The organism is Streptomyces sp. LZ34, assembly GCF_053890475.1.
Window position 1 is genome coordinate 1,285,691 of sequence record NZ_CM132680.1, and the last position, 13,756, is coordinate 1,299,446.

A 13,756-nucleotide genomic window follows, 5' to 3' on the forward strand; every position below is an offset into this window, starting at 1 on the left:
CTTCAAACCTCCTGCTTCGCTGTGTTCACTGTCTTGGCCCCGGGCACAGACGCAGACGCGTGCGCAGACGCGGTGAATTCCGCCTTGTCGGCGGTGAGCCGCAGATACGCCGCTTCCAAGGAGGCCCTGTCGTCGACCAGTTCGAGGACGGGAATGCCGCGGCGGGCCGCGAGCGTGCCGACCTCCTCCGGCGTGGCCCCGTCGACCGTCCAGTGGTCCGGCCCGTCCGGCTCCGCGGTCAGTCCCGCGCGGCTCAGCTCCGAGCGCAGCCGCTCCGGCTCGGTGGTGCGCACCCGTACCCGCGGTTGGCTGTGCTCCTGGATGAACGCCTCCATGGACATGTCGGCGAGCAGCTTGCCCCGGCCGAGCACGACGAGGTGATCGGCGGTCAGCGCGGTCTCGGCCATGAGATGGCTGGAGACCAGGACGGTGCGGCCCTCTCCGGCCAGCCGCTTCATGAGCGTACGGATCCAGATGATGCCCTCGGGGTCGAGCCCGTTGGCCGGTTCGTCGAGCATCAGCACGGGCGGGTCGCCGAGCAGCGCCGCCGCGATGCCGAGCCGCTGCCGCATGCCGAGCGAGAACGTCCGGATGCGCCGCTTCGCGGCGGAGGCCAGCCCCGACTCCTCCAGCACGGCGTCGACCCGGCTCGCCGGGACGCGGTTGCTGAGCGCCAGGCACCGCAGGTGGTCCAGGGCGGTGCGGGCGCCGTGGGCGGCGCCCGCGTCCAGCAGCGCGCCGACGTGGCGCAGCGGCTCGTCGTAGTCGCGGTACGGGCGGCCGCCGATGGTCGCGGTGCCGGAGTCCGGCCGGTCCAGGCCGAGCACCATCCGCATGGTGGTGGACTTGCCGGCGCCGTTGGGCCCGAGGAAGCCGGTGACCCGGCCGGGCAGCACCCGGAAGGTCAACCCGTCCGCGGCCCGCACCGCCCCGTAGTCCTTGGTCAGCTCGTGTACGTCGATCGACGTCGCGGTGGTCATGGTCTCCACGCTCCCCGTGCCGGGCCACCCGTGGCTTCCCCCTCGCGCGGGGTCGTCCTCCCCCGCGCGGGGGAGGGCGCGGGCGTGGGGCGCAGGGCACGATGGCCGATGTGTCAACGTCGCCCACCGCCCTCACCGCCCGTATCCCGCGCGTCGTACGGGCCGCCCTCGCCCCGCTGACCCGGGCGGTCACCTACACCCGCTGGCTGCATCTGCTGATGGGGGCCGCGGTCGCGGCGGTGTGCGGCCTGGTCTACCCCGGGCTCTTCGGCCTCCGCCCCGCCGACCTGCTGTGGCTGCCGGTGCTGCCGGTGCTGCCGCTGGCCGCCGTCGCGATGATGCCGGCCACCCGGCTGGCGGAGGGGCTACAGGCACGCCTGCTGCTCACCCCCGGAGAGCACGCGCGCCACCAGCAGGGCCACCTCGCCCCGAGGATCGCGGCCGCGCCGTCCACGTCCCGGGGCGACCGGCGGCGTACCGCGCTGTGGCTGGTCCTGCGGCTGGAGGCCGGCTGTCTGACGGCGCTGCTGAGCGTCCAGCTGCCCGCGCTGACGGGGGCGCTGGTCGGCGCCGCGGCGCAGGGCACGTCCACGGTGGTCATGGGCGTACGGATCAGCGGCCACCACTGGTGGTACGCGCTGCTGGCCCCGCTCCCCCTGGCGGCCCTGATGGCCCTGGTCGTGGCCGCCGGGAGCCTGCTGACGGCGGCCGCGACCCGCCTGCTCGGCCCGTCGGCCGCGGAGCGGCTGGCCGCGCTGGAGGAGCGTACGGAACGGCTCCTGGAACACAACCGGCTCGCCCGCGAGTTGCACGACTCCATCGGGCACGCGCTCACGGTCGCCGTGGTACAGGCGGGCGCGGCGCGCGCGGCGGGCTCGCCGGAGTTCACGGACCGCGCCCTGGCCGCGATCGAGGAGACCGGGCGGCACGCGCTGGAGGACCTGGAGCGGGTGCTGCGGCTGCTGCGCGAGGACACCGCCCGGGGCCCGGCCGGCCGTCCCGGCCTCACCGACGCCGAACGCCTCCTGGAGTCGGCGCGGGCGGCGGGCTCGACGCTCGACGCGGAGGTGACCGGCCCGCTGGAGGAGCTGCCCGGGCCGGTGTCCCGCGAGGGCTACCGCATCCTCCAGGAGGCGCTGACGAATGTGCTGCGGCACGCGGGCCCGGTGCCGGTGGCCGTACGGGTCGCCGTCGCCGCGGACACGGGGGCGCTGCGGCTGGACGTGCGCAACCCCCTGCCCGGCCCCGACCGTCCGGACGGGACGTCCGCCGGGCCCGGCCGGGGCACCGGCCTGCGCGGCATCCGCGAGCGGGCGGCGCTGCTCGGCGGCGAGGCGGAGGCGGGCCCGTACGAGGGCGAATGGCGCCTGTGCGTGACCCTCCCGTCGGACCGAAGCCACGCGCACGGGTGGCCCAGGGGGAAGCGCCCGGCCGACCGCGCACCGACGAGCGCACACTAAGGTGATCGTGTGCCGATCAGCGTCCTCCTCGTCGACGACGAGCAGTTGGTGCGCGTCGGGTTGCGCGCGATCCTGGAGTCCCAGCCGGACATCCGGGTCACCGGCGAGGCCGCCGACGGCGCCTCGGTGGTGCCGCTGGTGCGGCAGCTGCGGCCGGACGTGGTCGCGATGGACGTCCGGATGCCGCTGCTGGACGGCATCGAGGCGACCCGCGCCGTGCTGCGGGCGGTGCCCGACCCGCCCCGGATCCTGGTCGTGACGACCTTCGAGAACGACGAGTACGTCTATGAGGCGCTGCGCGCCGGCGCGGACGGCTTCCTGCTCAAGCGCGCCCGCCCCGCCGAGATCGTGCACGCGGTGCGCCTGGCGGCGGAGGGCGAGTCGCTGCTGTTCCCGGCGGCCGTACGGTCCTTCGCCGCGGCCCGCGGCGGCAACGAGCGGGCCCGCGAGGCGATGGAGCGGGCGGCGCTCACCGAACGCGAGGCGGAGGTGCTGCGGCTGATGACCCGCGGCCTGTCGAACGCCGAGATCGCCGGGCAGCTGGTCATCGGCGCCGAGACGGTCAAGACACACGTCAGCGCGGTGCTCACGAAACTGGGCGCGCGGGACCGCACCCAGGCGGTGATCGCGGCGTACGAGTCGGGGTTCGTGGTGCCTGGCTGACGGGGCTCTCGCCGCTTCCCTCTGCGGCTACCCGGGATCATTCGCAGTGCGTCGGGCTTCAGGACTCTGCCGAGAAGGGCGTGATTCGGACAGGCGGGCGTCGTTCGTCCTCCAGCCGCCTACGTGGAAGTTTCGTACCGGACGCTGTCGAGGCCGCCGATCAACATGTGGGAGCAGAAGCCGCCGCCCGGCGGCTGCGGGGGGCCGACCGCGCCGAGGTCGATGAGAACGCCCTGTTCGCCATGGTGGCGCAGATGCGTGAGATCACCGACACCGCCGCGGCGGCCACCCGCCAGGCCCGACGCGAGAAGCAGCGCCGTACCGACAGCAAGCGCCGATCCGATCGTTCCGAAAGTCCTTCCACAAGTTCTGTTCCGGAAGCACCGGACGCTGCCGACTTCCAGTCGGCCATGGCAACCGATCAGCGATACCCCGCCCAGGGGCTCGAACTCGGGCACGCCTCCGCAGCCGGGGGCGCGCCGGGGATGGAAAGCTGATCCGGATCAGGGCGGCCGTCTTGGCAAACCCCCCTGCCGTTTGGCAGGTTTATGGGTAACGGTCGTGTCGCCTTCACGGTCGCGTCATGATTCCCCATCGCGCCGGTTCCCCAGCGAGAGGGCCAGGAATGTTCGAAACGGGGGAGGCGTAGCGGTGCGAGACCAGCTTCTCGGGGGCCGTTACCGGTTGGTGCGGCAGCTCGGCGAAGGCGGAATGGGGCAGGTATGGGAGGCGCAGGACGAGAGGCTGGGCCGGCCCGTCGCAGTCAAGTTGATCTCCCTGCTCGCCGGTGGCGGAAGTCGCGGCGACGAGGCACGCGCCAGATTCCTGCGCGAGGCACGGATCACCGCCCGGCTGCAGCATCCCAATATCGTGACCATCCACGACCTCGGCGAGACCGGCACGGGGAACGACAGGGTCCCGTTCCTGGTGATGGAGCTGGTCCGAGGCGAGGGCCTGGACGCGAAACTGTGCCGAGGCGTCGCCACCTTGCCGGACGCGGCCCGATGGGGCGCACAGATATCTGACGCGCTTGCTGACGCGCACAACGCCGGAATCATGCACCGGGACATCAAGCCGTCCAACATCCTCATCACCCCTTCCGGCGTCGTGAAGGTCCTCGATTTCGGCGTCGCGAGAGCGGCCGCCCCCTACGCGACCGCGGACCGCCTCACCCAGACCGGCTTCATCGTGGGCACACCCCCGTACATGGCACCCGAACAAGCACGTGGCTTCCCGGAACCGGGCAGCGATCTGTACGCACTCGGCTGCCTGCTCTTCGAGCTGATCACTGGCCAGCTACCGTTCCTAGCCCCCGACACCGTGGGCTACCTCACGGCACACCTCACCCAGGAACCGCCCAAACCCAGTTCGGTGTCCGCAGGCATCCCACCCGCCTGGGACAACCTCGTGCTGACCCTGCTACACAAGGACCCCAACCAGCGGTACCCGAACGCCGCCGACCTCTCTCGGGCACTACGACAACTCGACCACGCCCACGTCCCCACAACCGCCGGGCCGAGCAGAATCCCCCCACAGTCGGAACCCCGCGCTGCTCTCCTCGCCCAGCTCGCTACCGCCATGCGGGCCGCGCACGACGTCGCCGCGACCCGTATCCCTGACACTTTGAGCAGTACACAGCACCTTCTGCGACAGCTCGACCGCGCACCCGAACCCCAATCCCCAGCAGACGACCGAACCCAGCCCTTCACAACGCCAGGCACGACTCCGCCCACGCACGCGGTCTCCACCCCCGGGGCAAGCAGAGTCTCTCCTCAACCGGATACGGCAGTCGCTGCCAAGATTCCGCGGAGCACCGGAGCTTCCGCATCACCGGAGTTGCATAGGCCTCAGTCTCAGCCCGAAAACCGCGACCCTGTGACCATTTCTGTCCAGAAGGGTCACATATTGACGTACACTTGGTTTGTCTGCTGCGCAGTGGCGGCGACGGGGGCCATCGCGGCGCAAGTCTCAGGTAACAACAAGTTGTTGGCGCTTACTGCCTTTCTCATATGGCCAACTGTGATGCATCTACTTTCTTGGGCCGTTCTGCACAACGTCGAACCTTTGGTGTTTGACGACAAAGGCATCACATGGAAAGTGAAGGGGGCCCGGCACCGCATCCGTTGGAGTTCGGTGAAGTACATCCGATTGGTCGGTCGGGGGCAGGGCGCGAAGCTCGTCGTCTGGTATCTGCCGGGCAAGGAGCCGGAGTTCTCCCCGTGGCCCAAGTATCGTGAGGGCTACTGCATTCTCATGCCTACCGAGTGGTACGGTACGTGGGGTGATTCGGTGAATGAACAGGTCCGATGGGGCTTGGAGACCTTTGCTGGTGACCGGTATTCAGACGAAAGGGTTCCCGCCAGATAGCGAAACGCAATGTGATTCGCGAAGGCGAAAGGCTGCGTCTACTCAGCACAGGCCCCGGCCCTCGCGATACATCACGACCGACTTCGAATGCACCAGTGGTTTAGGGCGCCCGCTGACTCCGGTCAGACTGCTTGGCCGAAGCCGGCGATGCCCAGGTTCTGCTCGCGCAGTGCGGTGGGATATGAGATCCCTCGTCGTAGCGAGGTGCCGATCAGGGACGGCCCCGCCGGAGTCGATGCTCCCGCCGTCAGCACGTGCAAACCACTCGGGTCACCCTTGCAGCCGACTTCGGAACCTGAGACTGATCGCGGCGAACACCAACGACGGACTCGCCTCAACGCAAGCCCGCGGCCGGGTCGGCGGGCTTCGGCCGGAGCTCACGGCAGACCAGGCCGCGTTCGCCCAGCGCCTGAATCCAGCGGTACCACCGGGACGAGAAGGGGACGCGCCGGCGGGAGGGCAAGGACCTCCCACGGGTCCATCACCGCTCGTGCTCGCCCTACATCTGCCTGGGCGGACACCGCAGTTTCGAGTGGTGGGAGCAGAAGCACCACCGCAACGGCAGTCCGGCGCCCAAGGTGTTCTTCTCCGTCGAGCACTGCCGCCCCTGCCCCATACGGGCGCAGTGCACCAAGCCCCTCCGAGCACCGAGGCAGGAACATCACCTTCCTCCCGTGCGAAACCTCCCGCCAGACCAAGGTCGTTGCGCATGCCGGTAGTGCCGGACCAGCTCCGGGTACTCCTGGCGCTGGCGCCGGGAGCTGACGCCCTTGGGAGAGTTGACCAGCTTCGAGATCGCGACCTTCGGTGGGAAGTTCACGAGCAGGTGGACATGGTCGGCCTCGTCGTTGAATTCCACCGGCTCGGCTTCGAACGTCCGCGCACACGTGCGCGGGACCCCATCGTGCGCATCAGATGCGCGTCGGCGAACACTTTGTGTCGTACTTCATTACGAAGATCAAAAGCACATGCGAGAAAGGGCAATGTCTGCCAGTTCTGATCGATCCATGCTCCGAGGAACCAACTGTCGTACGGTGATCGGTATGAAGCTCCGGTACAACTTCCGCGTGTACCCGAGCGCTTCGCAGTGCGGCAAGCTAGCGAGGGCGTTCGGGTGCGCTCGCGTCGTCTGGAACGACGCCCTCCGCCTGCGCCGCGACGCCCACACCAAGGGCCTGCCGCGCCCGACGGCGGCCGAGCTGTCCAAGCAGGTCATCACCGCCGCCAGGAAGACCCCGGAGCGGGCCTGGCTCGGTGAGGTGTCAGCCGTGGTGCTCCAGCAGTCCCTGCGCGACCTGGAGAGCGCTTACAGCAACTTCTTCGCCTCGAAGAACGGCACCCGCAAGGGGTCGGCGATGGGCCCACCCAGGCTGAAGAAGAAGACTGCCCGGCAGGCGATCCGGTTCACCGCGAACGCCCGCTGGTCCATCACCGAAGGCGGCAGGCTGAGGCTGCCGAAGATCGGCGACATCCCCATGCGCTGGTCCCGCGAGCTACCTTGCGAGCCCACGTCTGTGACCGTCATCAAGGACCCGTCCGGCAGGTACTTCGCCAGCCTTGTGGTCGAGGTGGACGGCAAGCCCTGGCCGGAGCTGGACATGGAGGAGACGGATACCGGGATCGACCTGGGTCTGTCCTCCTACGCGGTGCTGCGCGGCCGGAAGATCGTCTCCCCGAAGTTCTTCCGCCGCCAGGAACGCAAGCTCAGGCGCGCCCAGCGTGCCCTGTCCCGTAAGCAGAAGGGATCGAACAACCGGCGCAAGGCCAGGCAGGCCGTCGCCAGGGTCCATGCCCGCATCGCCGACCGGCGGCGCGACTTCATCGAACAGAACACCACCCGCATCGTCCGCGAGAGCCAAGCGGTCTATGTAGAGGATCTGAACGTGAAGGGCATGGCCACCCGGCACGGCCGACTCGGCAAGAGCGTCCACGACCAGTCCCTCGGCACCTTCACCCGCACCCTCGAAGCCAAGTGCGTGCGGTACGGTCGGACCTTCGTGAAAGTGTCACGGTGGTTCCCCTCCACCCAGCTGTGCTCCAATCCGAGGTGCGGACGCCTCACCGGCCCCAAGGGCCGCGAACAGCTCCACGTCCGCGCCTGGACCTGCACGGGGTGCGGCACCCGCCATGACCGGGACGAGAACGCTGAGGTCAACATACGCGCCGCTGGACGGAAACGCGCTGCTGAAATGCGGCGCGAGGCGGAGCGTCAAAACGCCTGTGGAGAGCACGTCAGACCCCGCACGCCGGGGCAGCGCTCGTCGAAGCAGGAACCCACCCGAAGCCCCACCGTTCACGACGGCGGGGCAGGCGGGAATCACCCACGCTCACGCGGGTGAGGACGTCAAGATCCGGCAGACACGCACAGGAGAGGAGGCCCACGTGGGGCGGCTCACCGGCGGGGATCCGTCCCTGCTGCGGCGCATCAACTCCGCCGTCGTCCTGCACGCGCTGCGCGCGGCGACCGTCTCCCCCGATTTCCAGGACCCCGGCGACGGCACGGACCCCGAGCGCGACGGCGACCACGCGTCCGAAGGCGCCCCCGACCGCGCACCCGGCTCCGCCACCCTCACCGACCTCACCCGGGTGACCGGCCTGTCCCGCCCCACCGTCGAGGGCGTGGTCGAGGGGCTGACCGCCGACGGACTGGTGGTGGAGATGCCCGCCGAGGAGGGCGGCGTCCGCCGCCAGGGGCGCCCCGCCCGGCGCTTCCGCTTCCGGGCCGAGGCCGGCCATCTGCTCGGCGTGGAGATAGGCGCCCACCGCGTCGCCGCTCTGCTCTCGGACCTCGACGGGCGCCCGCTCGGCTCCACGGTGCGGGAGGTCTCCGAGAAGGCATCGGCCGACGAGCGCCTGGATCGGGTCCGCACCGCCGTCGCCGACCTGCTGCGCCGGGCCGGCGTGGCGCGCTACTCACTGCGGGCGGTGGGCGTCGGCAGCCCGGGCATCGTGGAGGCCGACGGCACCGTCCACCTGTGCACCGCCCTCCCCGGCTGGACCGGCCTGCGCCTCGGGGAGCGCCTGCGTCGCTCCTTCCGCTGCCCGGTGCTCGTCGAGAACGACGCCAACACCGCCGCCGTGGCCGAACACTGGAAAGGCGCGGCCGTCGGCTCCGACGACGTCGTCTACGTCGTGGCGGGCCTGAGCCCCGGCGCCGGCTCGCTGATCGGCGGTCGGCTGCACCGCGGCTTCGGCGGGGCCGCGGGCGAGATCGGCGCCCTCCACCTGCTGGGCCGCGAGGCCAGCCCGGAAGAAGTCCTCTCCACGACCGGCGAACCGCTCAACCCCCTCGACGAGGGCCAGGTCGCCCGCGTCTTCGCCCTCGCCCGCGCCGGCGACACCCGCGCCCGCGCGGCCGTCGACCGCTTCATCCGCCGCCTCGTCCACGACGTGGCGGCCCTCGTCCTGGCCCTCGACCCCGAAGTCGTCGTGGTCGGCGGCTGGGCCACCGGCCTCGACGGCATCCTCGACCCCCTCCGCGACGAACTCGCCCGCTACTGCCTCCGCCCGCCCCAGGTCGCCCAGTCCCTCCTCGGCGAGGCGGCCGTGGTGACCGGCGCGCTCCGGCTGGCCCTCGACCATGTGGAAGAGGAGCTCTTCGCCGTCGAGTCCACGGTCACCGCCCGCCGCGCGGGGCGCTGACCCGGTCACCGCAAGGCAACAGCTCCGCGCAGGGCGACAGCTCCGCCGGAGGCTCGGCTGCCCTATTGCGCCCCAGGTCGTAAGGTCGTCCCTCATGGGAGCGGACATAGACGGCGCGATCGAGACCCGCACGGCAGACGGCCGCTGGGAGGTCGAAGTCGACCTGCTGGATTTCCAGCTGGGGCGGGACCGCGATGCGTGGGACTGTCTCTTCGGCTTCGGCGGAGGCGGCGACGCCGAGCGTCCGCTCTTCGCCGGCCGGGGGCTTCCGAACGACGTCTCGGACCCGGTCCGGGAGACCGGCATCGGTGACTACCAGCACAGCCATACCTACGCCACCTGGGCCGACGTCGCCGCCGTCGACTGGGACGCGCCCCTATCCGACCGGCCCGCCTGGTACTGGGCCGGCGAGTGGCGCCCGGGCGCGGACGGCCGACTCGCCCTGCACGCCATCGTCCCGGCGACACCCGACCTGTGCGAGGCGGCGGCCGACACCTTCGGCGGCGACCTGCTCCTCGCACCGTCGGAGTGGCCACCGGGCGGCGAGGTGCGTCTGGGCGGGGCGGTGTACCGCCCCGTGGTCCTCACCGCGCGGATGCTCGCCCCTCCGGACGAGAAACGCTGGGGCCCGGTGTGGCAAGCGATGCGGGATCTCGCCGCCCGATACGGCGACGAAAACGTGCGCCTGGTCGTCTGGTTCGGCTGACCCGGTCCTCCATATTGACGTCGTCCTCGCCCGCGAACGGAATCAGCCTTGGCTGCCATGAGCAGGAGCAGGAGCGTGTGGCACCGCAGCGGGGCGAGCACCGGTGGGTGGCGGCACAGGCCCCACGTCACCGTCGCCGCAGCGGACCGGATCTGTCGGCGCATCAGCCGCCAGGCGGCGGAGCGAGTGTCCTTCCGGGCATGAAGTGGCCTGTCACCGCCTCGTGCTGGACGGGGTGTTGATGCGGGCCCTTCATGAGCCGGGCCATGACGGCTGTGGCTCGCTCCGCGACGGTACGCACCGGGATCTGGAGCGTGGCGAGGCCGGTGCGCCGGATTCCGGGGATGATGCCGTCGCAGCCGGTGACGGAGAGGTCCTCCGGTGCGCGGATACCGGCGCGCTCGGCGTGGTCCAGGAAGGTGAGCGCGCGCATGTCGTTGGGGAACATGGCCGCGGTGACGCGGCCTTCGCTCACCAGCCGCACGATATCCTCGCAGCGGTCGTCCGCGGCCGAGAAGCGCTCGGCGGCGAGTCGGTGGACCCGCACCCCCCGGCCTGCCAGGTGGGCTGCCATGGCCGTGCCGCGGCGGTTCTCGGCGGTGGAGACGGCCGGGGTGGGAGTCACCACCGCGACGGAGCGATGCCCTGCCGAGGCCACGCGGTCGGCCAGGATGGCCCCGTGGGTGTCCTCGTCGTACGAGACCCCCTGGATCCGCGGATGGTCCTCCACCCGGCCGACCGATACCACGGGCACGGAGTCCAGGAAGGGTTCGAGGTCGGGAGCCTTGACGACACCGGTGGCGACGAACAGCCCACCCACCCGGAGACCGAGCATACGGCGGAGCGCGTCGAGCTCCTGCTCCGCCCCTTCGGTACGCGAGGGCACGGCCGTGATCAGTTGCAGCCCCGCATGGGCGGCGAAGCCCTGGATCTCGGAGTGGAGCAGACCGTAGGCCGGGTTCCGGGGGTCGCGCAGCAGCAGCCCCACCAGGTCCGAAGAGCTGTTGGCCAGTTGCTGGGCCATCTTGTTGGGCACGTAGCCCAGCTCCCGTATGGCCCGGTAGACCTTTTCGCGGGTTTTCTCGGAGACCGGCGGTGAGCCTTGCAGGACCCGGGACACGGTGGCGCGGGACACCTGGGCGAGCTTGGCCACGTCCTCCATGCGCACGCCCAGCGGCGACGACGCACCCCTTCTCGCGGACGCCTGTTCATTCACGGGACCACCTTATCGACCTGCCTCGGGCCGCAGTTCGACGCCGGCGTCCGGGACCGCGGCCGTCGCTCCCGCGGGCTCCCGGGCCTCAGCCTTCCTCAAGAGCCCGTTCCGGTACGGTACGAGCAGTCCCGGCCAGTCGGTCTGAATGATGTCCGCGCCCAGGGCGGCCAGCCTGCCCCAGCCGGCGTCCGGGTCGTCCAGCACGGACGTCTCGTCGTCCCAACCGCAGAACAGCGGCACGCGGCCGCTTTGGTTGATCGCGTTGAGGAAGGCGAACAGGCCCCTGGAGTGGAGCCAGTCGAGGTAGTCCGGCGAGGCGAATTCGTGGTCGTCCGTGGTCGCCAGCAGTTCCATGCCCACGGTATTGATCTCCTCTCCCGCTTCGAGGACCTGGAGGACCTCGTCGTGGGAGCGGACCATCGGCGCGTACGGATACTTGACCTCGTGAGCGGCCAGCCGGCCCAGCAAGTCGTCGGCCACCGGTGACTTGATCACAACGCGCGCGGCTACGTCGTATCCGTCCAGGAAAGGCAGCAGGCGGGGCCAATACCACCACGAGCGGTCCAGGTTGAAGAGCGCGGACGGGTTCATTCGCAACACTTCGTCCAGCGTGGTGAGCCCGTACGGGACCGACTCGACCGAGCACCAGCGGTACTGGAGACGGCGGATGGCGGCACTGTCGAGTGTACGGATGTTTTCCGTGATCCCGAAGTGCATCGATTCGTAGCCGTCGTGGAAGAGGAAGAACTCACCGTCAGTGGATTCGACGACGTCGATCTCCACCATCTCGGCGCCCTGCCGCAGCGCCGCCTCCACCGCGCGCTGGGTGTTCTCGGCGATGGTGCCGAGCCCGGTTCCGCGGTGGACCGCCACGAGTGGACGGGCGCGGCTGAAGGCCTCGTTGAGCACGGCGTTCTGTCCCGCGAAACGGGGGTGTCCGAACATCACTTCTCCTGTGTGTGCTCCGGCGGCGACGACCGGGGGTGGCGCGGCCGTATACCAGCCACATGATGACGGCCGTGATCACCATGAGGATCACGGTGTAGACGAAGGTGAGCGCCGTGGCGTCGCCGCGGGTCTCCCCGCTGGTGGCGTTCTTGATCACGATGCCGAGCGGCTGGTAGAGCGGGTGCGCAAGGAAGACCGCGGTGTCGTAGTCGTCCAGCAGACTGCTGAAATTGAGCGCCGCCACAGCGGCCGCGGTAGGAGCCACGATCGGGAAGAGCACCCGCCGGAAGACGCGGAAGGGCGAGGCTCCCAGGAGCGCCGCCGCCTCCTCCAACTGGTCGGGGACCGCGGCGAAGGCGGCCTTCAGCATGCGCAGGGTGAACGGGATCTTGTGAATGACGTAAGCGATGGCCAGGATCACTACGGTGCCGGTGAGCACCGCACCACCCACGAGCCCTTGGGGGTGGTCGAAGGTCATGATCAGCCCGAGGGCCACCATGGTGGAGGGCAGGATCCAGGGGATGTGGAGCAGGTATTCGACGACGGCGGTGACCGGGGTGCGGACACGTTGCAGGATCCGGGCGACGAAGAGCAGGCCCATGACAACGACCGCGGTCGCCGCGGCGCTGTAGCCGACACTGACGAGGAACGGCCACAGGGCGCTGAAGTCCGAGAAGACCCGTGCGTAGTTGTCGAGGGTGAAGCTGTCGGAGGTGAGTGCGGCGCTCTGGATCGATGCCACGTCGGTGAAGGAGAACACGACGATCAGCAGCGGCGGCACGGCGTAAACGAGGAACAGCGCATAGGCCATGGCGTGGACGAGGACGTTGGCCACCGGGTTCTCGATCCTCTGCTTCCGCATGGCCGTCGGCGCCTTGGAGACGGCGAAGTAGGTGCCGCCCTTCTCCAGCCGGTTCAGCGCCGCGAGCAGCAGGATGGACGCCAAGCCGAGGACGATGGCCAGGGTCGCGGCAAGGTCGCGGGAGCCCGGTGAGCCGGCGAAGGTGAGGATCATCGGGGTGATCGTCTGGAAGTCCGCTCCTCCCAGCACCTGGGGAGCGGCCAGGGCGCTGAGCCCGCCGAGGAACGTGAGCACGGTGATCGCGTAGATCGTCGGTTTGAGCGTGGGCAGCACGACGCCGCGCAGCACCCTCCAGTTGGAGGCGCCCATCATCGTGGCCGCCTCGACGGTCTGGTGGTCCACCTGTCTCAGGGCGTTTCCGAGGAAGAGCAGATGGTTCCCGGTGGTCGCGAAGGTCATCACGAACACCACGGCGGGCATGCCGGAGAACCAGCCGCGGTCCATGTCCGGGAACACTTCGGTGAGGATCTTGGTGACGAAGCCGCTGTCCCCGTAGATGAACTTGTATCCGGCCACGAGCACGATTCCGCCGTAGATCAGGGTGGTGGCGTATCCGAGGCGGAGGACGCGGGCGCCCTTGATGTCGAAGTAGCCGGTGACCAGGACGATGAAGATGCCCACGGCGTTCACCGTCACGGACAGGACGACGGCGAGCAGGAAGCTGTTGCCAAGCGAGTCCATGGCCCGCTGGGAAGCGAGCAGTTTCGTGACCGCGCTGGAGGAGAACCGCCCTTCCGGGAAGAACACGGCACCCAGGAGCCGGAGGTTCGGGTAGACCAGGAAGGTCACCGAGAACCACAGCAGGACCGCGGCGACGATGAGGAAGAGCGGGGAACGGAGCAGCGCCCTGGCCGAGCCGTTCATGGATCCGGCGCCGCTCACGCCCCTCCCGCTCCTGGGGCGTCCGATGCC

The 13,756-nt window shown here is 70.0% G+C and carries 11 protein-coding genes and 1 pseudogene; 6 read left to right on the plus strand and 6 right to left on the minus strand.

What is annotated here, in order from left to right:
* Positions 1 to 2: 2 nt before the first annotated feature.
* Positions 3 to 980, minus strand: coding sequence for an ABC transporter ATP-binding protein (locus tag ACWY4P_RS04355; RefSeq protein ID WP_456208769.1), 978 nt, complete (start codon positions 978 to 980; stop codon positions 3 to 5).
* 101 nt (positions 981 to 1,081) lie between these two features.
* Between ACWY4P_RS04355 and ACWY4P_RS04360 the strand changes: the two genes are divergently transcribed.
* Together ACWY4P_RS04360 and ACWY4P_RS04365 are read left to right on the plus strand one after the other, a co-directional pair.
* Positions 1,082 to 2,440 (plus strand): sensor histidine kinase, encoded by a 1,359-nt coding sequence (locus tag ACWY4P_RS04360; RefSeq protein ID WP_456208770.1) that lies wholly within the window; start codon positions 1,082 to 1,084, stop codon positions 2,438 to 2,440.
* A 9-nt stretch (positions 2,441 to 2,449) separates the two neighbouring features.
* Entirely contained in the window at positions 2,450 to 3,103 is a 654-nt protein-coding gene (locus ACWY4P_RS04365; RefSeq protein ID WP_456208771.1) for a response regulator, read from the plus strand.
* Between the two features lie 119 nt (positions 3,104 to 3,222).
* Here the strand turns inward: ACWY4P_RS04365 and ACWY4P_RS04370 are convergent, their stop codons facing one another.
* A complete protein-coding gene (locus ACWY4P_RS04370; RefSeq protein WP_456208772.1) occupies positions 3,223 to 3,561 on the minus strand; it encodes a hypothetical protein in 339 nt (112 codons plus the stop codon).
* A 193-nt stretch (positions 3,562 to 3,754) separates the two neighbouring features.
* Here ACWY4P_RS04370 and ACWY4P_RS04375 point away from each other — a divergent pair, with 193 nt between their 5' ends.
* Positions 3,755 to 5,470, plus strand: coding sequence for a serine/threonine-protein kinase (locus tag ACWY4P_RS04375; RefSeq protein WP_456208773.1), 1,716 nt, complete (start codon positions 3,755 to 3,757; stop codon positions 5,468 to 5,470).
* Between the two features lie 738 nt (positions 5,471 to 6,208).
* On the opposite strand, the pseudogene ACWY4P_RS04380 reads toward ACWY4P_RS04375, so the two are convergent.
* Positions 6,209 to 6,332, minus strand: a pseudogene (locus ACWY4P_RS04380) (transposase); the annotation flags it as partial.
* Between the two features lie 181 nt (positions 6,333 to 6,513).
* Here ACWY4P_RS04380 and ACWY4P_RS04385 point away from each other — a divergent pair.
* The 3 genes from ACWY4P_RS04385 (at position 6,514) to ACWY4P_RS04395 (ending at position 9,818) form a co-directional block, all read left to right on the plus strand.
* Positions 6,514 to 7,809 (plus strand): RNA-guided endonuclease InsQ/TnpB family protein, encoded by a 1,296-nt coding sequence (locus tag ACWY4P_RS04385; protein WP_456208774.1) that lies wholly within the window; start codon positions 6,514 to 6,516, stop codon positions 7,807 to 7,809.
* A 43-nt stretch (positions 7,810 to 7,852) separates the two neighbouring features.
* Entirely contained in the window at positions 7,853 to 9,112 is a 1,260-nt protein-coding gene (locus tag ACWY4P_RS04390; RefSeq protein ID WP_456208775.1) for an ROK family protein, read from the plus strand.
* Between the two features lie 94 nt (positions 9,113 to 9,206).
* Entirely contained in the window at positions 9,207 to 9,818 is a 612-nt protein-coding gene (locus ACWY4P_RS04395) for a hypothetical protein (RefSeq protein ID WP_456208776.1), read from the plus strand.
* A 163-nt stretch (positions 9,819 to 9,981) separates the two neighbouring features.
* Here the strand turns inward: ACWY4P_RS04395 and ACWY4P_RS04400 are convergent, their stop codons facing one another.
* From ACWY4P_RS04400 to ACWY4P_RS04410, 3 genes are read right to left on the minus strand one after another with little or no spacing between them, the layout of a single operon-like run.
* Positions 9,982 to 11,034 (minus strand): LacI family DNA-binding transcriptional regulator, encoded by a 1,053-nt coding sequence (locus ACWY4P_RS04400; RefSeq protein WP_456208777.1) that lies wholly within the window; start codon positions 11,032 to 11,034, stop codon positions 9,982 to 9,984.
* A 9-nt stretch (positions 11,035 to 11,043) separates the two neighbouring features.
* A complete protein-coding gene (locus ACWY4P_RS04405) occupies positions 11,044 to 11,907 on the minus strand; it encodes a glycerophosphodiester phosphodiesterase family protein (RefSeq protein WP_456208778.1) in 864 nt (287 codons plus the stop codon).
* The gene (locus tag ACWY4P_RS04410; RefSeq protein WP_456208779.1) at positions 11,789 to 13,726 is read right to left on the minus strand and encodes an ABC transporter permease; all 1,938 of its coding nucleotides are present in this window, start codon (positions 13,724 to 13,726) and stop codon (positions 11,789 to 11,791) included. Before ACWY4P_RS04410 ends, ACWY4P_RS04405 begins: the two co-directional genes overlap by 119 nt.
* Between the last annotated feature and the right edge of the window lie 30 nt (positions 13,727 to 13,756).

Excerpts from the sequence above, each read along its gene's own strand:
- ACWY4P_RS04355 (WP_456208769.1), bottom strand. The coding sequence starts at position 980 with ATGACCACCGCGACGTCGATCGACGTACACGAGCTGACCAAGGACTAC.
- ACWY4P_RS04360 (WP_456208770.1), top strand. The coding sequence starts at position 1,082 with ATGGCCGATGTGTCAACGTCGCCCACCGCCCTCACCGCCCGTATCCCG.
- ACWY4P_RS04385 (WP_456208774.1), top strand. The coding sequence starts at position 6,514 with ATGAAGCTCCGGTACAACTTCCGCGTGTACCCGAGCGCTTCGCAGTGC.
- ACWY4P_RS04395 (WP_456208776.1), top strand. The coding sequence starts at position 9,207 with ATGGGAGCGGACATAGACGGCGCGATCGAGACCCGCACGGCAGACGGC.